Origin of the sequence: Aeromonas sp. XH (genome assembly GCF_033348475.1) — a bacterium.
Taxonomy (GTDB): Bacteria; Pseudomonadota; Gammaproteobacteria; order Enterobacterales; family Aeromonadaceae; genus Aeromonas; species Aeromonas sanarellii.
The window spans coordinates 108,246-124,256 of sequence record NZ_CP137630.1; the positions used below are offsets into that span (position 1 = coordinate 108,246).

General features: G+C 65.0%; 16 protein-coding genes. 8 read left to right on the forward strand and 8 right to left on the reverse strand.

Going from position 1 to position 16,011, the window contains the following annotated elements; genetic code table 11:
* The first annotated feature begins 31 nt into the window (after positions 1–31).
* The 4 genes from R2B70_RS00495 (at position 32) to R2B70_RS00510 (ending at position 3,800) form a co-directional block, all read left to right on the forward strand.
* Positions 32–295, forward strand: a complete 264-nt coding sequence (locus R2B70_RS00495; RefSeq protein ID WP_198505615.1) for a YihD family protein — start codon at positions 32–34, stop codon at positions 293–295.
* Between the two features lie 197 nt (positions 296–492).
* Positions 493–1,941, forward strand: coding sequence for a cytochrome c oxidase accessory protein CcoG (gene ccoG / locus R2B70_RS00500; protein WP_042078207.1), 1,449 nt, complete (start codon positions 493–495; stop codon positions 1,939–1,941).
* 126 nt (positions 1,942–2,067) lie between these two features.
* The gene (locus tag R2B70_RS00505; RefSeq protein WP_042078205.1) at positions 2,068–3,057 is read left to right on the forward strand and encodes a serine/threonine protein kinase; all 990 of its coding nucleotides are present in this window, start codon (positions 2,068–2,070) and stop codon (positions 3,055–3,057) included.
* A 134-nt stretch (positions 3,058–3,191) separates the two neighbouring features.
* Entirely contained in the window at positions 3,192–3,800 is a 609-nt protein-coding gene (locus R2B70_RS00510; protein ID WP_042078204.1) for a thiol:disulfide interchange protein DsbA/DsbL, read from the forward strand.
* A gap of 83 nt (positions 3,801–3,883) precedes the next feature.
* Here R2B70_RS00510 and R2B70_RS00515 read toward each other — a convergent pair whose 3' ends face one another.
* The 5 genes from R2B70_RS00515 to R2B70_RS00535 form a co-directional block, all read right to left on the reverse strand.
* Positions 3,884–5,431: a PhnE/PtxC family ABC transporter permease gene (locus tag R2B70_RS00515; RefSeq protein ID WP_052447026.1), complete on the reverse strand. Its 1,548-nt coding sequence runs from the start codon at positions 5,429–5,431 to the stop codon at positions 3,884–3,886.
* On the reverse strand, positions 5,419–6,180 hold the full coding sequence (locus R2B70_RS00520) for a phosphonate ABC transporter ATP-binding protein (protein ID WP_318162374.1): 762 nt from the start codon (positions 6,178–6,180) through the stop codon (positions 5,419–5,421). Before R2B70_RS00520 ends, R2B70_RS00515 begins: the two co-directional genes overlap by 13 nt.
* Positions 6,177–7,022, reverse strand: a complete 846-nt coding sequence (locus tag R2B70_RS00525; protein WP_318162375.1) for a putative selenate ABC transporter substrate-binding protein — start codon at positions 7,020–7,022, stop codon at positions 6,177–6,179. Before R2B70_RS00525 ends, R2B70_RS00520 begins: the two co-directional genes overlap by 4 nt.
* A gap of 124 nt (positions 7,023–7,146) precedes the next feature.
* On the reverse strand, positions 7,147–8,325 hold the full coding sequence (gene pncB / locus R2B70_RS00530; RefSeq protein ID WP_318162376.1) for a nicotinate phosphoribosyltransferase: 1,179 nt from the start codon (positions 8,323–8,325) through the stop codon (positions 7,147–7,149).
* Positions 8,326–8,426: 101 nt separating this feature from the next.
* Positions 8,427–9,062, reverse strand: coding sequence for a nicotinamidase (locus R2B70_RS00535; RefSeq protein WP_216991422.1), 636 nt, complete (start codon positions 9,060–9,062; stop codon positions 8,427–8,429).
* A gap of 74 nt (positions 9,063–9,136) precedes the next feature.
* Between R2B70_RS00535 and R2B70_RS00540 the strand changes: the two genes are divergently transcribed.
* Entirely contained in the window at positions 9,137–9,787 is a 651-nt protein-coding gene (locus R2B70_RS00540) for an NUDIX hydrolase (protein ID WP_042078198.1), read from the forward strand.
* Positions 9,784–10,272 (forward strand): DUF523 domain-containing protein, encoded by a 489-nt coding sequence (locus R2B70_RS00545; RefSeq protein WP_216991423.1) that lies wholly within the window; start codon positions 9,784–9,786, stop codon positions 10,270–10,272. The genes R2B70_RS00540 and R2B70_RS00545 overlap by 4 nt, the downstream gene beginning before the upstream one ends.
* On the opposite strand, the gene R2B70_RS00550 is transcribed toward R2B70_RS00545, so the two are convergent.
* From R2B70_RS00550 to R2B70_RS00560, 3 genes are all read right to left on the reverse strand, one after another.
* Positions 10,215–11,162 carry an acyltransferase gene (locus tag R2B70_RS00550; RefSeq protein WP_318162377.1) on the reverse strand — a complete coding sequence of 316 codons (948 nt, stop codon included), beginning with the start codon at positions 11,160–11,162 and terminating at the stop codon, positions 10,215–10,217. The genes R2B70_RS00545 and R2B70_RS00550 overlap by 58 nt on opposite strands.
* A gap of 7 nt (positions 11,163–11,169) precedes the next feature.
* Positions 11,170–12,069, reverse strand: coding sequence for an acyltransferase (locus R2B70_RS00555; protein ID WP_318162378.1), 900 nt, complete (start codon positions 12,067–12,069; stop codon positions 11,170–11,172).
* A gap of 132 nt (positions 12,070–12,201) precedes the next feature.
* Positions 12,202–13,719, reverse strand: a complete 1,518-nt coding sequence (locus tag R2B70_RS00560; RefSeq protein WP_216991426.1) for a YifB family Mg chelatase-like AAA ATPase — start codon at positions 13,717–13,719, stop codon at positions 12,202–12,204.
* 384 nt (positions 13,720–14,103) lie between these two features.
* Here R2B70_RS00560 and ilvG point away from each other — a divergent pair, with 384 nt between their 5' ends.
* Positions 14,104–15,750 (forward strand): acetolactate synthase 2 catalytic subunit, encoded by a 1,647-nt coding sequence (ilvG, locus tag R2B70_RS00565; protein ID WP_318162379.1) that lies wholly within the window; start codon positions 14,104–14,106, stop codon positions 15,748–15,750.
* The gene (gene ilvM, locus R2B70_RS00570; protein ID WP_042078191.1) at positions 15,747–16,010 is read left to right on the forward strand and encodes an acetolactate synthase 2 small subunit; all 264 of its coding nucleotides are present in this window, start codon (positions 15,747–15,749) and stop codon (positions 16,008–16,010) included. Before ilvG ends, ilvM begins: the two co-directional genes overlap by 4 nt.
* Position 16,011 lies beyond the last annotated feature (1 nt).

Here is a 16,011-nt window from a genome sequence, read left to right on the forward strand (position 1 = left end):
GTTTCACAAGACAGAGTTGAAGAGGTCGTCTATGCAATGTCATCGTATCGAAGAGCTGCTGGAGCTGCTGCAGCCCGCCTGGATCAAGGAACAGGACCTCAGCCTGGTGCAGTTTGTCGCCAAGCTGGCCGAGGAGGCCGGATTTGAAGGCTCCCTGTCCGAGCTGACCGACGACATGCTGATCTATCACCTCAAGATGCGCGAGTCCGACAAGCAGGCGATGATCCCGGGGCTGGCCAAGGATCATGTGCCCGACTTCAAGGAAGCCCTGCTCAAGGCCCGCGGCATCAAGTAACCCGACCGCCGGGTTGCCGGAAGAGGAAGGTTTCAAGGGAATCTCGCAAAAGGCGCATAGTCAACTGGCTATGGGCCTTTTTTGTTGCCTGAAATTGCGACGGCACTCGAACTATAGATACATTTAACCCACACAATTAGCAGGTTGTTTAAGATATAATCGGCTTCATAACAATGTGAGTGGAGCTATGTGTTGCGATGGCCGACCAGGACAAGATCGATATCAAGGACGTGACCGGTGACGTCACCGGGACCTTCAATCCCAATACCTTCAAGGCGGGTGACGACAGGTTCAACCCCGGCAAGCGCATCTATGTCCGCTCCCAGACCGGCTACTGGCAGCGGGTGCGCAAGGCCATGGGCTGGTTCTTCGTCGCGCTCTTCGTCGCCCTGCCCTGGCTGCGTTACGACGGTCGCCAGGCGGTGCTGTTCGATCTGGAGCACCAGCAGTTCCACATCTTCGGCGCCACCATCTGGCCGCAGGACCTCACCCTGCTGGCCTGGGTCTTCATGATCGCCGCCTTCGCCCTCTTCTTCGTGACCACCTTCCTCGGCCGGGTCTGGTGCGGCTATCTCTGCCCCCAGACGGTGTGGACCTTCATGTTCATCTGGTTCGAAGAGAAGCTGGAAGGGGCCGCCAACAAGCGGCGCAAGCTGGATGAGGCTCCCTGGAGCGGCGAGAAGCTGGCGCGCAAGGGGGCCAAGCACCTGGCCTGGATCCTGCTGTCGCTGGGCACTGGGCTCACCTTCGTCGCCTACTTCCAAGATGTCTTCCATCTGGTGCCCGACTTCTTCACCCTGCAGGCGGGCGGCTGGGTCATCTTCTGGGTGCTGTTCTTCGCCGCCTGCACCTATGGCAACGCCGGCTGGATGCGGGCCATCATGTGCATCCACATGTGCCCCTATGCCCGCTTCCAGTCCGCCATGTTCGACAAGGACACCTACATCGTCGGCTACGACAGCCAGCGCGGCGAGACCCGGGGTGCCCGGGGTCGCAAGGCCGATCCCAAGGCCCTGGGGCTGGGGGACTGCATCGACTGCGATCTCTGCGTGCAGGTCTGCCCGACCGGCATCGACATCCGCGACGGCCTGCAGTACGAGTGCATCAACTGCGGCGCCTGCGTCGATGCCTGCGACCAGACCATGGATCGGATGGGTTACCCGCGCGGCCTCATCAGCTACACCACTGAGCACAAGCTGGCCCACAGCGAGACCCAGGTCGCGCGGCCCAAGCTGATCGGCTACGGCCTGGTGATGGTCATCATGCTGGGGGTCTTCGTCTACAACGCCATGTCCATCATGCCCATGGGGCTCGACATACTGCGGGATCGCAACCAGCTGTTCCGCGAGAACAGCGAGGGGCTCATCGAGAACACCTACACCCTGAAGATCCTCAACAAGACCCTGCAGTCCCAGACCTATCTGCTGGATGTGGAGGGGCTGCCGGAGCATCAGTGGTTCGGTCCGCGGGAGGTGACTCTCAAACCAGGGGAGATTTTCACCCTGCCGGTGAGCCTGGCGGTGGATCCCTTCAACCTGAAGCGGCCGACCCTGGATGTACAGTTCGTGTTGAAGCGGGAGGGGGCGGCTGCGGACGACAGCAAGGGCACCCTGCGTCAGCCCAGTAAATTTATCAGCAGGTTGTGACCACGGGGCACCCTGCTTTGAAGCAAGCCAGCAGATTTATCAGCGGGTTGTGACGGTTTCCGGGAGGGCGGGTCGTCCATCCCGGGCTGGATCGGATAGAATGGGGCGCAACAGCGCCCCTTTCCTATGGTGGATGACATGCGTTTCAACTATTCCGACCTCAATCCCGATCTCATCATGGATGCCATCGATCTCAGCGGCCTGCGCATCGATTCCGGCCTGATCGAGCTCAACAGCTACGAGAACCGGGTCTACCAGTTTCAGGACGAGGATCGCCGCCGCTACGTGGTGAAGTTCTATCGTCCCGGTCGCTGGAGCCGGGCCCAGATCCTGGAGGAGCACGAATTCGCCGCCCGCCTGATGGAGACGGAGATCCCGGTCGCCGCACCCCTCAGCTTCGCCGGCGAGACCCTGCTGGAGCATCAGGGCTACCCCTTCGCCATCTGGCAGAGCGTCGGTGGCCGTCAGTTCGAGGTGGACAACCTGGATCAGCTGGAGTGGGTGGGGCGCTACCTTGGCCGCATCCACAGGGTCGGTGCCAGCCACGGGTTTCATCACCGCGTCCCCCTGGACGTGGAGACCATGCTGCACGAGCCGCGCCAGTTGCTGGCGGCAGGCGAATGGGTGCCGAGCGGCCTGGCCAAGCCCTTCTTCGGGGTGCTCGACGAGCTGATCCGGCACGTGAGCGACGCCATGACCCTGGACGTGGCGCGCATCTCCCTGCACGGCGACTGCCACCCGGGCAACATACTGTGGCGTGACGGCCCGCTGTTCGTCGATCTCGACGACTGCCGCACCGGCCCTGCCATCCAGGATCTCTGGATGATGCTGAGTGGCGAGCGTCACGAGCAGCAGCTTCAGCTCGACACATTGCTGGCGGGTTACGAGGAGTTCATGGAGTTCGACCAGCGGGAGCTGGCGCTCATCGAGCCCCTGCGGGCCATGCGCATCGTCCACTACATGGCCTGGTTGGCCCGGCGCTGGGAGGATCCCGCCTTCCCCCGCCACTTCCCCTGGTTCAACACCGAGCACTACTGGCGCCAGCAGATTGCCACTCTGCACGACCAGCTGGCGGCCCTGAAGGCGCCGCCGCTGAGCCTGATGCCGCAGTGGTGAGGGAGGCAGCTGGGGGAGGCATGCCAGCCTCCCCCGGCTGCCTTTGCCATTGACGGCACGAGGGTGACGCAATAGGCTTGGACTGCTTCGGTTCGCCGGGCGTGCCTCACAGTGATCCCTTAACAGGAAACGTCATGAAAAAAATCCTATTTTTCCTCGCCGCCATGCTGATGATCCCCATGGTTCACGCCGCCCCGCAATTCAAGGAAGGCGTCAACTATGACGTGGTCACCCAGACCGGCAGCGCCCAGCCGGAAGTACTGGAGTTCTTCTCCTACTACTGCCCGCACTGCGCCAAGTTCGAGCCGATCGCCGAAGATCTGAAGAAGAGCCTGCCCGAAGGCGTGCCCCTGAAGAAGAACCCGGTGGCCTTCCTGGGTCGCGAGATGGGTCCGGAGATGCAGCGTGCCTACGCCGTCGCCAACCTGCTGAACGTGGAGGCCAAGCTGACCCCGGCCATCTTCGACAAGATCCACACCCAGCGTCAGATCCCCCAGAGCCGTGCCGACGTGAAGCAGATCTTCGTGGACAACGGCGTGCCGGCCGAGGAGTTTGACGGCGCCGTCGACAGCTTCGCCGTCTCCGGCATGGTCTCCCAGTTCGATCGCAACACCGAGACTTACAACGTGCGCGGCGTGCCGGCCTTCCTGGTCAACGGCAAGTACATGGTGAAGATTGAATCCATCACCTCCCAGGAACAGTTCAACCAGCTGGTGCAGTTCCTGCTGGCGAAGAAAGACTGATCCAGACTGACCTCGTGAAAAAAAGCCCGCCGGTGCAAACCGGCGGGCTTTTTGTTTATCGGGCCCATGACGACGGGAAGGGCTCAGATCTGGCAATCCCGCTGGGTGGGGGCCGGGCGTGGCAGACGGGTACGGCGACTGAGGGCCTCCGCCAGCCAGACCAGCAGCAGTATGGCCAGCAGCAGAGTGGCCGCCTGATCGTAGCGGAACAGGCTTAAGGAGACATAGAGCTGCTGCCCCAGCCCGCCGGCCCCGACCACCCCGAGGATGGTGGCGGCGCGCAGGTTCATCTCGCCGCGATAGAGGCTGTAGGCCAGCCACTGGCGTGACACCAGGGGAAACAGCCCGTACCAGAAGCTGGCCACGGCGCCGGCGCCGCTCAGTTGCAGGGCGAGGCGGGGGGCGGGGTCCGCATTCTCCAGGGTCTCCACGAACAGCCTGGCCAGCACGCCGGTGGTGTGCAGGGTGAGCGCCAGTATGCCCGCCACCGGCCCCAGCCCGACCGCGATCACCAGCAGGCTGGCGAAGATGAGCTCGGGCACGGATCGCAGCAGGTTGAACAGCAGCCGCAGCGGCCAGCAGTGGCGCGCGAGGCAGGCCAGCGGCAGGGCCAGCAGGGCGCTGAAGAGGGTGCTCAGCAGCGCCATCTGCACCGTATCGAGCAGGCCGGTGCCCACAGCCTTGAGGAAGGGCCATGACCAGTCCGGTCGCAGAAACTCCCCCACGAAGGCGCCCAGGCCGTCCAGGGAGAAGCTCAGCATGCGCCAGTCGAGCCGATAGAGGGCCAGGACCCCGGCCAGCCCCAGGCAGATCAGCAACAGCAGGCCGGGGGAGCGGCTGTGGCGCAGCCAGGCGCTGAGGCCGTCCGCCAGGGTCACCAGCAGGATGAAGGCCAGCAGCAGGGTCACCACCTCGCCGCCGGCAAACATGCGCAGGGAGAGCTCGAGCTGCTGGCCGAGCCCGCCTGCCCCGACGAAGCCCATGATGACGGAGGCGCGCAGGGCGCACTCCCAGCGATAGACGGTGTAGGAGAGCAGCTCCTGGCGCACCGCGGGCAGCACGCCATACCAGAGCGCCTGCAACCGGCCGCTGCCGCCGAGCAGCAGGGCGCGGGCCGGTTGCAGGGCGCCGCTCTCCATGATCTCGTTGTAGACCTTGGCCAGCATGCCGCCATAGCTGACGGCGATGGCCAGGATGGCGGCGAGCGGTCCGAGCCCCGACAGGCGCACGAACAGCAGCGCCCAGATGAGCTCGGGCAGGCTGCGCAGCAGGATGGCGACGAGGCGCGAGAGGGCCCGCAAGGCGCCGCGCAGGGGGCTGGGAACCGGCCCCAGCTCGGCGAGCGAGAGGGCGCGGGAACCGAGCAGGGCGAACGGCACGCCGAGCAGCAGGGCGCCCGCCAGCCCCAGGGTCGCCACCGCCAGGCTCTCCAGGGTCGCGGTCAGGGTCAGGGCGAGAAAGTCCTGATCAAAACGGGGCGGCCAGCTGGTGGCGAGGAAGTTGCCCATCTGCCGCCAGCTCTGGCCATCGAACAGGCCGAGCCAGCCGTCTGCCTGCTGCCACAGGCTGTAGCCGATGAGCAGCAGCAACCAGGGCAGGGGATGACGCCAGTGGAGGGTCAGACCAAACACGCTGCCGCCTCGTCGTCACCGGCGTAGAGCTCGGCCAGCATGGCCGGGGTGACGGCCGCCGCCGGGCAGTCGAACTGCACCCGCCCCTCCCGCAGGCCGATGATGCGGGGGAAACGGCCGAGGGCCAGCTCGACCGCATGCAGGTTGGCGACGAGGGTGCTGCCCCGGGCGCGGGCCTGGGCCAGCAGGGCATCCAGGCTGCTCTGGGCGAGCACGGGATCGAGGGCGGAGACGGGTTCGTCCGCCAGGATCAGGTCCGGCTGCTGGTAGAGCACCCGGGCGATGCCGACCCGTTGCAGCTGACCGCCGGAGAGCTCGCCACAGCGCTGCTGCCACTTGTCGGCGAGGCCGAGGCGGGCCAGTTCGGCCCGTGCACCTTGCGGATCGCAGGGACGCAGCAGCGAGAGCAGGGCGCGAGCGAGGGACCACTGGCCGAGCCTGCCGGCCAGCACGGCGGTCACCACCGGCTGGGAGGCGGGCAGCGGAGGCTGCTGCCAGATCATGCCGATCCGGCTGCGCAGCCGCTGGCGGGCCCGGGTGGAGAGGGCCCAGGGGTCCTGGCCCCAGAGGGTGAGCTCGCCCTCGCCGCGCAGCTCGGTGGCGATCAGCCGCAGCAGGCTGGTCTTGCCCGCGCCGCTCGGCCCGATGACGGCCACGCACTCCCCCGCGGCTATCTGCAGATGAAGCGGGTGCAGGATGCGGCTCTCGCCGAGCCGCAATCCTTTCCCGTCCAGCGCGACGGCGGTCACTTCAGCAGGCCGGCCTGGGTCGCGGCGGCTTCGATGCCCTGGTAGTTCTCGGGCCTGGTCTCGATGAAGCGGCTGGCGCGTTGCAGCTTGAGGATCTCGGCCTGGGCGGGCACCGCCGGATCCAGGCTGAGGAAGGCCTGTTTGATCTTCTCCTGAAGGGCCGGATCCAGATCGCCGCGCACCGTCCAGTTGTAGTCAAAGTAGGTCGGCGTGGTCCAGATCACCTTGACCCTGGCGGTATCGACCTTGCCCTCTTCCACGAGCTTCTCCCACACCGAGGCGTTGAGCGCGCCGGCCGGCACCTTGCCGGAGGCGACCCAGGCGACGGTGGCGTCGTGGGCGCCGGAGAAGGCGACGTGGGCGAAGTCACGCTCCGGGTTGATGCCCTGCTCGGCCAGGAAGTGGCGCGGCATCAGGTGACCCGAGGTGGAGGAGGGGGAACCGAACGCGAAGTCCTTGCCCTTGGTGTCGGCCAGGGTCTTGATGCCGCTGTCGACGTTGGCGATGAACTTGGACGTGAACTGGGCGTCTTCCTGGCGCTGCACCAGGGGCACCACCTTGTCGGCCCGGCGATGGGCCTGCACATAGGTGAAGCCCCCGAGCCAGGCCATGTCCAGCTTGCCGGCGGCCAGCGCCTCGACCACGGCGGCGTAGTCGTTGACCGGCACGAACACCACCTCGCGGCCCGTCTTCTCGGCCAGGTAGTCACCCAGGGGGGCAAACTTGCGCTGCAGTTCGGTGGGGGCCTCGTCCGGGATGGCGGAGACCCGCAGCGGCTCGGCGGCGACGGCACCCAGGCTGGCGAGCAGGGTGGTGAGGGCAAATATCCATTTGGAGGTCATGGGCGGTTCCTTGTGGTCTGGTGTTCAAACAAGCGAAAGGTCCGACGGGGGCCGGACCTTTCAGGTGAGTCATGGTAGGGGGCCATCGGCGCAGTGCGCAAGATGGGGCACTCAAAAAGGCGTCTTATACCCCGACGTGGAACGCCTGCTTGAGGTTGCGGATGAAATCTGCGTCCCGGCACAGGGTCTTGCCCGGGCTGTCGGAGATCTTGGCGACCGGGCCGCCGTTGCACTCCATCAGCTTGAACACGATGTTCATGGGGGTGACGCCCGGCAGATCGCAGGTGAGCTTGGTGCCGATGCCGAAGCTGGTGTTGATGCGGCCACGGAAGTGGCGGAACAGTTTGACCGCCTTGTCGAGATCCAGGCCGTCCGAGAACACCAGCGTCTTGGTGGCGGGATCGATGCCGAGGCGCTGGTAGTGGCTGATGGCCTTCTCCCCCCACACCACGGGGTCGCCGGAGTCGTGGCGCAGCCCCTGGTAGCGGCTGGCCAGCTCGAAGTCGAAGTCGCGCAGGAAGGCATCCATGGTGATGCAGTCGGTGAGCGCGATGCCGAGGTGATTGGTGAATTCATCCAGCCAGCTGGTGAGGGCGGCGCGCTGGCTGAGCTCCAGCGGGAAGCCGAGCTGCTGATGGGCCTGGAACCACTCGTGGGCCTGGGTGCCCACCGCCGGCAGCCGGTACTTGTGTGCCAGCTGGTAGTTGCTGGTGCCGCGAAACGCCGGCAGCCGCTCCTGGAGGCGGCCCACCACGGCATCCTGCACCGCGTGGGAGAAGCGGCGGCGGGTGCCGAAGTCGATGAGGTTGAACTCCTGCATCTCCGCCGGGCTCAGCTCCCGCTCCAGCTTGTCGAGCTTCTGGTCGAGTCGCGCCAGTGCCTGGCTCACCCCGAACTGGGGGTAGCGGAAGCGGTTGCGCATCTCGCTGATGATGGCGAGCACCGGGATCTCCCACAGGATGACGTCCTGCCAGGGCCCCTCGACCCGCACGTTGATGCGCCCATCCCGCTCGAACACCTTGAGCAATGAGGCATCCAGTGGCTTGCGGCGCAGGTGATCCAGATAGTCGGCGGTGAAGAAGGGGCGTTCGGCCAGGAAATCGAGTTCGGAGCGGGTCAGGCGCAGGGAGCCGGCGAGGCGCAACTGCTCCTCGATCTGGCCCATCATGGGCAGCAGATCCTCTTCGTTGCGGCTGTGGAATTCGGCCACCACCTCGGCATCCGGGTAGCGGTGGAACACCGCCTGCTGCATGTGCAGCTTGTAGGCGTCGGTGTCGAGCAGGCTGTGGAGGATGGGAGGCATGTCAGGCTCCTCGCAGGCGGGAGCGAACAGTGTCGTTCCCCTGCTGCATGGGTAAGGTGCGGGCGTCGGTATCGAGCAGGCTGTAGAGGATGGGGGGCATATCAGGCGTCCAGCAGGCGTTGTACATCGGCCAGGGTCTGGGCCAGCTCGGCACCGGCCTCGATCATCTGGGTGCGGGCCTGGGCCACCGTCCCGGGGGCGATGCCGCGGCAGGCATCGAGATGGACGATCACCCTAAAACCGGCGCGGCGCAGCTGCAGCACGCTGGTCTTGACGCAGTAGTCGGTGGCGAGGCCGCCCACCAGCACAGTCGCGACATTGCGGGCCTGCAGGAACTCGATGAGCCCGGTGCTGCGCCGCTCGGCCAGATCGTGGTAGCAGGCGCCATAGGGATGCAGATCAGGCTCGACCCCCTTCCAGACGAAGAAGTCGTAATCGATGGGGGCGGGCAGGCCGTCCAGCAGCTCGAACCCCGGGGTGCCCGGCACGCAATGGGCCGGCCAGGTGAGATCGGCATTCGCCAGCGCAAGGGGTTGCAGCATGGCGGCCGGCTCGCTCACCACCCAGGCGGCGTTCACGGGGTGGGCATCCTTGCTGCCGATCCGCAGGCTGGCGAGGGTAGCCTGAGCGTTGAGGGCGGCCACTATCTCGTCCCCGCCCGCGACGGGCAGTTCATTCGGGCAGAGGGGGCTGAACCCCTTCTGCGCATCAATATCCAGGCTGGCGACGATTCCCATGGACGGCTCCTTCACATAGTATTCTTGTGATATTATCTACCAAACATTATTAGAAGGCGAGCAGGTCGACCAGGATGCCGAGAATGAGTCTGGATATGGTGGTGCTGCGGTTGCGCGAGGAGCGGCTCGAACTGCTCCTCGAGACCCGGGATCGCCCCCCCTTTGCCCACTGCTGGCAACTGCCGGCCCTGCGCATCGACGAGACCCGGGACCGGGATCTGGATGCCGCCCGCCACCGATTGCTGGCGCAGTGGGGACTGGAGCAGTGCTACAGCGAGCAGGTCTGTACCCTGGGCAACCTGGAGCGGGATCCCCGGGGATGGTCGACCACGCTCGTTTATCTGTGCCTGGCGGAGCCAGAGGCAGGGGCCGTGCGCGGCTGCTGGCACCCGCTTGCCGACCTGCCCGGCCTGGATCTCGCCTTCGATCACGGCCAGCTGGTCGCCATGGGGCTGGAGCGGCTGCGCATCAAGAGCCGCTACAGCACCTTGCCGTTGCACCTGCTGGGGGCCGAGTTCACCCTCTCGGAGGTGCAGCGGGCGTTCGAGATCGTCCTGCAGACCCCCATGAACACGGCCGCCTTTCGCAAGCGGATCCACCGTGCCGAGATCCTGGTGGACACCGGTCGCAAGCGCACCGGCAAGCAGCGCCCCGCCATCCTCTACCGTCTGGAGAGCCCCTGCTGCGTGATGTTCGACCAGGTGATGAACGGAGCGGAAGCATGAAGGATGTCTGCTTGCACAAGGTGCTGGTGAGCGCGTGTTTGCTGGGTCAGCCGGTGCGCTACGACGGTCGGAGCAAGGGGATTGTCAGCGACTGGCTGAAGGCCCTCGGTGCCGAGGGGCGGGTGCTGGCCTTCTGCCCCGAGGTGGCGGGCGGTCTGCCGACCCCGCGTCCACCCGCCGAGCGGCAGGGGGAGAGGGTCGTGACCGAGGGTGGGCTGGATGTGACGGCGGAGTTCGATCGGGGTGCCCTGCTGGCGCTCGAGCTCTGCCAGGCCCAGGGCATCCGCTTCGCCCTGCTGAAAGAAGGGAGCCCCTCCTGTGGCAGCGGCCGCATCTACAACGGCCGCTTCGAGGGGCAATCCGTGGTGGGCGAGGGCAAGACCACGGCCCTGCTGCGCCGCCACGGCATCGCCGTGTTCAGCGAGGATCAGCTGCCCGAGCTGGCGTCGGCGCTCTCCTTGGCGGTCAACGCCGCGGGCGCCTGAGCCTGCTGCCAGCCTTCCAGCACCTCGTCCTTCTCCTGCCAGCGCCGGTTCAGCCACTCCTGGAAGCCGCGCTTGAACTGCTTGTCGTTGAAGTAATCCCCCACCAGCTGCTCGTCCACCGGCAGCTCCTCGATCTGCACCCGAATGCGCTTCATCCGCCCCATCAGGAAGTCCTTGAAGGGGGTCTCGGGGTTGTCCGGGTAGCTGATGGTGACGTTGATCAGGCTGTCGAACTGATCGCCCATGGCCGCCAGGGTGAAGGCGAGCCCCGCTGCCTTGGGGGGCATCAGGTGGCGAAAGCGGGATCGGGAGGCGTCGCGCTTCGCCTCGGTGAAGCGGGTGCCCTCCACGAAGTTGATGACGGTGGTGGGGATATGGCGAAACTTCTCGCAGGCGTTGCGGGTGGTCTCGATGTCCTTGCCCCGCAGGTGCGGGTTGCGCAGCAGAAACTCTCTCGAATAGCGGCGCATAAAGGGCATGTCCAGCCCCCAGCAGGCGAGCCCCAGCAGCGGGATGTAGATGAGCTCGTGCTTCATGAAGAACTTGGGCACCGGCAGCCGGTCGCGGAACAGGTGACCGAGCACGACAATGTCGGTCCAGCTCAGGTGGTTGCTGATGATGAGATACCAGCCATCCTTGCGCAGCCGGGTGTCGTCCTCCACCTGCCAGTCGATGCGGGTGGTGAGGCGGATCACCAGGGCGTTGCAGGCCAGCCACAACCGCATGAAGCGGTTGTTGAGCCGGCTGCAGGCACGGCCGAAGGCCGGCACGGGGAGCAGCAGCTTGGCCAGGGACACCAGCAGGATCAGGCTGGCGCACAGGGCGGTAAACAATATGGTCAGGCCGGCGCTGATGAGCAGCACCAGGGGGCCGGGGAGCAGGTTTGGCATGGATGTCTTACTGCGTCTTGTCCGCCAGCAGTTGGCCCAGGGTCTGATCTTTCTCGTGCCAGATCCCGTTCAACCACTGTTGAAACTCTTGTTGGAACTCGGGGTCATTGAAGTAATCCCCCACCAGATTGCGTTCGATCGGCAGAAAGCGGACCCGAACCTTGATCTCCCTGACTCGACCGCACATGAAGTCCCAGTAACTGGGGATGCCACCCGGATAGGCTATGGTCACATCCACCAGCTTGTGCAGTTGATCCCCCATGGCCGCCAGGGTAAAGGCGATGCCACCCGCCCGGGGGGAAAGCAGATGACGATAGGGTGCCCCCTGTTTGTCGTGCTTGCCGGTGGTGAAGCGGGTGCCCTCCACGAAGTTCATCACGCTCACCGGAATGTGGCGGAATTTGGTACAGGCCTTTCGCGTGGTCTCTATGTCTTTTCCCTTCAGATGCGGGTGTTTTTCCAGAAATTTTCGGGAATAACGTCGCATGAAGGGGAAGTCGAGGGCCCACCAGGCCAGACCGAGAAAAGGTACCCAAATCAGTTCTTTCTTGAGGAAAAACTTCAGGAAGGGGATTTTCTGATTAAAAATCCGCTGCAATACCAGTATGTCGACCCAGGATTGATGGTTGGCAATCACCATATACCACTCATTCCGGCGCCCTTTGTCCACTCCGACCACCTCGAAAGGGGTCCTAATGATGGTTTTCTGGATCAGGTTGTTGAAACCTATCCAGCAGCCGGCGCAGCCATCCAGCAGCGCGTTGCACAGGGTGCGCCACCCCTTGATGGGCAGCAGCAGCTTGATGACGCCAAGCAGCAGGACGGGGGCAAACCAGAACAGGGTGTTGATGAAATAGAGCAGGGTCGAGAGGCTGCCGCGCAGTCGCTCTATCAGCTTGTTGGGCATGGTGGAATCCGTTTTCGTGTCGGTGGATGGCAACCAAGTGGTCAGATCTGTGGTCATGATATCAGCCGATCCGCGGCTAGACCATGGAGACGCCCTCCCCGGACGGGGATCCCCGTGTCGCTTGCTCCGCCTTCACTGGCCGCCGCGCAGGCGCGTCAGCAGCCGGTCCATGGCCCGGTAACCGAGCGCCTCGATGAGATGCTCCCTCTCGATGGCGGGCCGCCCTGCGAGATCGGCGATGGTGCGCGACACCCGCAGGATCCGGTGCCAGGCCCGGATGCTGAGCCCCAGCTTCTGGATGGCGTTCTCCAGAAATTCGGCATCCTGCGGTGATAAGCGGCAAATTTCTTCGATTTCACGGCTGTCCAGCAGGTTGTTGAGCTTGCCGTTGCGGGCCAGCATCCGCTCGCGCGCCCTCAGCACCCGTTCGCGGATCTGACCGCTCGATTCCCCCCGCTGTGCCTTTCCGGTCAGGCTCCCCTTGGGCAGCAGCGGCACCTCCACCGTCAGGTCGAACCGGTCGAGGAAGGGGCCTGAGAGCTTGCCGAGGTAGCGCAGGATCTGGTCCGGGCTGGAGCGGGTCTGGCCGTCGCCGTAGTGGCCGCAGGGGCTGGGGTTCATGGCCCCCACCAGCTGGAAGCGGGCGGGAAAGTCCACCTGGCGGGCGGCGCGGCTGATGGTGATGTGGCCCGTCTCCAGCGGTTCGCGCAGGGAGTCGAGCACCTTGCGCTCGAACTCGGGCAGTTCGTCCAGAAACAGCACGCCGTTGTGGGCCAGGGATATTTCGCCGGGACGAGGGTGACTGCCACCGCCCACCAGGGCTACCGCCGAGGCGCTGTGGTGCGGCGTACGATAGGGTCTGTGGTGCCAGTGACCGGCCCGCGGGGTGAGGCCGCCGATGGAGTGGATGGCGGCGGTCTGCTGCGCCTCCTGCTCGCTCAGCGGCGGCAGAATGCCGGGCAGCCGGCTCGCCAGCATGCTCTTGCCGGTACCGGGCGGGCCGATGAACAGCAGGTTGTGGCTGCCGGCGGCGGCGATCTCCAGTGCCCGCTTGGCCTGGGACTGGCCGATCACGTCCTGCAGATCCGGCACATCGGGCGGCGTCTCCGTGCTCTGGGGCTCCGGCAACGGGAGCTCGTACTGGCCCGCCAGCCAGGCGGTGACCGCCAGCAGCTGGTGGGCGGTGCGCACCTCGGCATCCTGAATAAGCGAAGCCTCGGGGCCGTTCTCCCGCGGCACCAGCAGGGTGCGGCCAGCGTCCCGGCAGGCCAGCACCGAGGGGAGCACCCCGAGTACGGGGCGGATCTCGCCGGTCAGGGCCAGCTCCCCCAAAAATTCGTGATCAAGCAGGTATTTTGCCGGTATCTGCTTGGAAGCAGCGAGAATGCCGATGGCGATGGCCAGATCGAAGCGTCCCCCCTCCTTGGGCAGGTCGGCGGGGGCCAGATTGACCGTGATGTGCTTGGCCGGGAACTCGAAGTTGCCGTTGAGCAGGGCGCTGCGCACCCGATCCCGCGACTCTTTCACCGAGGTTTCCGGCAGCCCCACCATGTTGAAGGCGGGCAGACCGTTGGAGAGGTGCACCTCCACCGTGACTTGCGGCGCCGTGATCCCCAGGCTGGCACGGCTATAAACCACAGCTAATGACATAAATCCCGTCCTTGGTTTGATGTATGTGCTGGTTAACCGTTTTTTATTAGTTTTTTGTTCCAACTGGCGCGTTCTGACTCAGTCAAATTCAGAGTCTTGTCAGGCAAAAAACGCTTGCCCAATAAAAATCACCGTGCTAGTTCTAATAGCCATTCGCGGCAAGCTCCGCCCCTATTTCACAGGATTTCCGGTTGTAACTATGAACATGGCCTCCCGTTTCGTCAGCATTATCGTGGTCCTAGTGGTGATTATTATCTCACCGCTCGGGGCTCGTTTGGCTGCACGGAACAAGGGATAGACCCACCACCGGACAGAACGAAACAAGCGACCCCCGAGCCTCAAGGCCCGGGGGTTTTTTTTCGACCAAAGGACAGGATTTTCCACATGAACGGCGCGCAGTTTTTGGTACAGGCTCTCAAGAAACAGGGGGTGACCCAGGTGTTTGGTTACCCGGGCGGGGCCATCATGCCGGTCTACGACGCCCTGTATGACGGCGGCCTGGCCCATCAGCTCTGCCGCCATGAGCAGGGGGCCGCCATGGCGGCGGTAGGTTATGCCCGCGCCTCCGGTCAGGTGGGGGTCTGCATCGCCACCTCCGGCCCCGGCGCCACGAACCTGGTGACCGGTCTCGCGGAGGCGCTGCTGGATTCCGTGCCCCTGGTGGCCATCAGCGGCCAGGTGCCCTGCGCCGCCGTCGGGACAGATGCGTTTCAGGAGGTTGACGTGCTCGGCATGTCCCTCTCCTGCACCAAGCACTCCTTCATGGTCACCGACGCAGCGGATCTGCCTCAGGTGATTGCCGAGGCGTTCGCCATCGCCAGCGAGGGGCGCCCTGGCCCGGTGCTGATCGACCTGCCCAAGGATGTGCAACTGGCCGCCGTTCCCTCCCTGGGCCCGCTGTTTGCGGTGGAAGAGCCAGAACATCTCAATCCGGCCGATCTGAAGGCCGCCCGCATCCTGCTGGCCGGTGCCGAGCGTCCCGTGCTCTACGTCGGTGGCGGGGTGGGGATGGCCAATGCCGAGCAGCAGTTGCGCGAATTTGCCGCCGCGACCGGCATGCCGGCGGTCACCACCCTCAAGGGGATAGGGGCGCTCGACCCCGACAGTCCCGTCTATCTCGGCATGCTCGGCATGCACGGCACCAAGGCCGCCAACCTCGCGGTGCAGCAGTGCGACCTGCTGGTGGTGGTGGGCGCCCGTTTCGACGACCGGGTGACCGGCAAGCTGGAGGAGTTCGCCCCGGAGGCCAAGGTGATCCACCTGGACGTGGATGCTGCCGAGTTCGGCAAGCGCCGCGCCGCCGAGGTAGGTATCACCCAGGATCTCAAACAGGTGCTGCCGCGCCTCGCCATGACCCTTTCCATCGACCCCTGGCGTGAACACTGCGCCGCCATGGCCCGGGAATATGCCTTCCGCTACGACCACCCGGGCCAGGCCATCTACGCCCCGGCCCTGCTCAAGCAGCTGTCGAGCCTGCTACCAGAGACCAGCGTGGTGGCCTGCGACGTGGGTCAGCACCAGATGTGGGTGGCCCAGCACATGCGCTTCACCTGCCCGCGCAACCACCTCTCCAGCGCCGGTCTCGGCACCATGGGTTTCGGTCTGCCCGCCGCCATCGGCGCCAAGATGTCGCGCCCGGATGACGAAGTGGTGCTGGTGAGCGGGGACGGCTCCTTCATGATGAACGTGCAGGAGCTCGGCACCATCCGCCGTGCCCAGCTCAAGGTGAAGATGGTGCTGCTGGACAACCAGCGCCTCGGCATGGTGCGTCAGTGGCAGGAGCTGTTCTTCGACGGTCGCTACAGCGAGACCAATTTGTCCGACAACCCCGACTTCATCGCCCTGGCCGCTGCCTTCGGCATCCCGGGCGAGGCCATCACATGCAAGGAGGAGATAGCCCCTGCCCTCGATCGCCTGCTGGCGAGCGAGACCGCCTATCTGCTGCATGTGGCCATTTCAGAGGAAGAAAACGTCTGGCCCCTGGTACCGCCAGGAGTCGCCAACCACCAGATGATGGAGCAACGCCCATGAGTCAGCACAGTCAGCACCAGCACACCTTGCATATCCATGCCCAGCCCAGACCCGAAGTGATGGAGCGGGTGCTGCGGGTGGTCCGCCACCGCGGCTTCGCCCTCAATGCCCTGCACATGGAGCAGGATTGCCAACAGCTGCGGATCACGGTTACTGTCGAGTCGGTGCGTCCCATCCAGCAGTTGTGGAGCCAGCTGAACAAGCTGGTGGACGTCTCCCGGGTCGATGCACTGGAACAGCCATCCCGGATCAGCGCTTAAG

What these genes read in the sequence shown, in the direction of transcription:
- R2B70_RS00495 (WP_198505615.1), top strand. Translation starts at nt 32, where the DNA reads ATGCAATGTCATCGTATCGAAGAGCTGCTGGAGCTGCTGCAGCCCGCC.
- ccoG (WP_042078207.1), top strand. Translation starts at nt 493, where the DNA reads ATGGCCGACCAGGACAAGATCGATATCAAGGACGTGACCGGTGACGTC.
- R2B70_RS00505 (WP_042078205.1), top strand. Translation starts at nt 2,068, where the DNA reads ATGGTGGATGACATGCGTTTCAACTATTCCGACCTCAATCCCGATCTC.
- R2B70_RS00510 (WP_042078204.1), top strand. Translation starts at nt 3,192, where the DNA reads ATGAAAAAAATCCTATTTTTCCTCGCCGCCATGCTGATGATCCCCATG.
- R2B70_RS00525 (WP_318162375.1), bottom strand. Translation starts at nt 7,022, where the DNA reads ATGACCTCCAAATGGATATTTGCCCTCACCACCCTGCTCGCCAGCCTG.
- pncB (WP_318162376.1), bottom strand. Translation starts at nt 8,325, where the DNA reads ATGCCTCCCATCCTCCACAGCCTGCTCGACACCGACGCCTACAAGCTG.
- R2B70_RS00535 (WP_216991422.1), bottom strand. Translation starts at nt 9,062, where the DNA reads ATGGGAATCGTCGCCAGCCTGGATATTGATGCGCAGAAGGGGTTCAGC.
- R2B70_RS00540 (WP_042078198.1), top strand. Translation starts at nt 9,137, where the DNA reads ATGCCGAGAATGAGTCTGGATATGGTGGTGCTGCGGTTGCGCGAGGAG.
- R2B70_RS00545 (WP_216991423.1), top strand. Translation starts at nt 9,784, where the DNA reads ATGAAGGATGTCTGCTTGCACAAGGTGCTGGTGAGCGCGTGTTTGCTG.
- R2B70_RS00550 (WP_318162377.1), bottom strand. Translation starts at nt 11,162, where the DNA reads ATGCCAAACCTGCTCCCCGGCCCCCTGGTGCTGCTCATCAGCGCCGGC.
- R2B70_RS00555 (WP_318162378.1), bottom strand. Translation starts at nt 12,069, where the DNA reads ATGCCCAACAAGCTGATAGAGCGACTGCGCGGCAGCCTCTCGACCCTG.
- R2B70_RS00560 (WP_216991426.1), bottom strand. Translation starts at nt 13,719, where the DNA reads ATGTCATTAGCTGTGGTTTATAGCCGTGCCAGCCTGGGGATCACGGCG.
- ilvG (WP_318162379.1), top strand. Translation starts at nt 14,104, where the DNA reads ATGAACGGCGCGCAGTTTTTGGTACAGGCTCTCAAGAAACAGGGGGTG.
- ilvM (WP_042078191.1), top strand. Translation starts at nt 15,747, where the DNA reads ATGAGTCAGCACAGTCAGCACCAGCACACCTTGCATATCCATGCCCAG.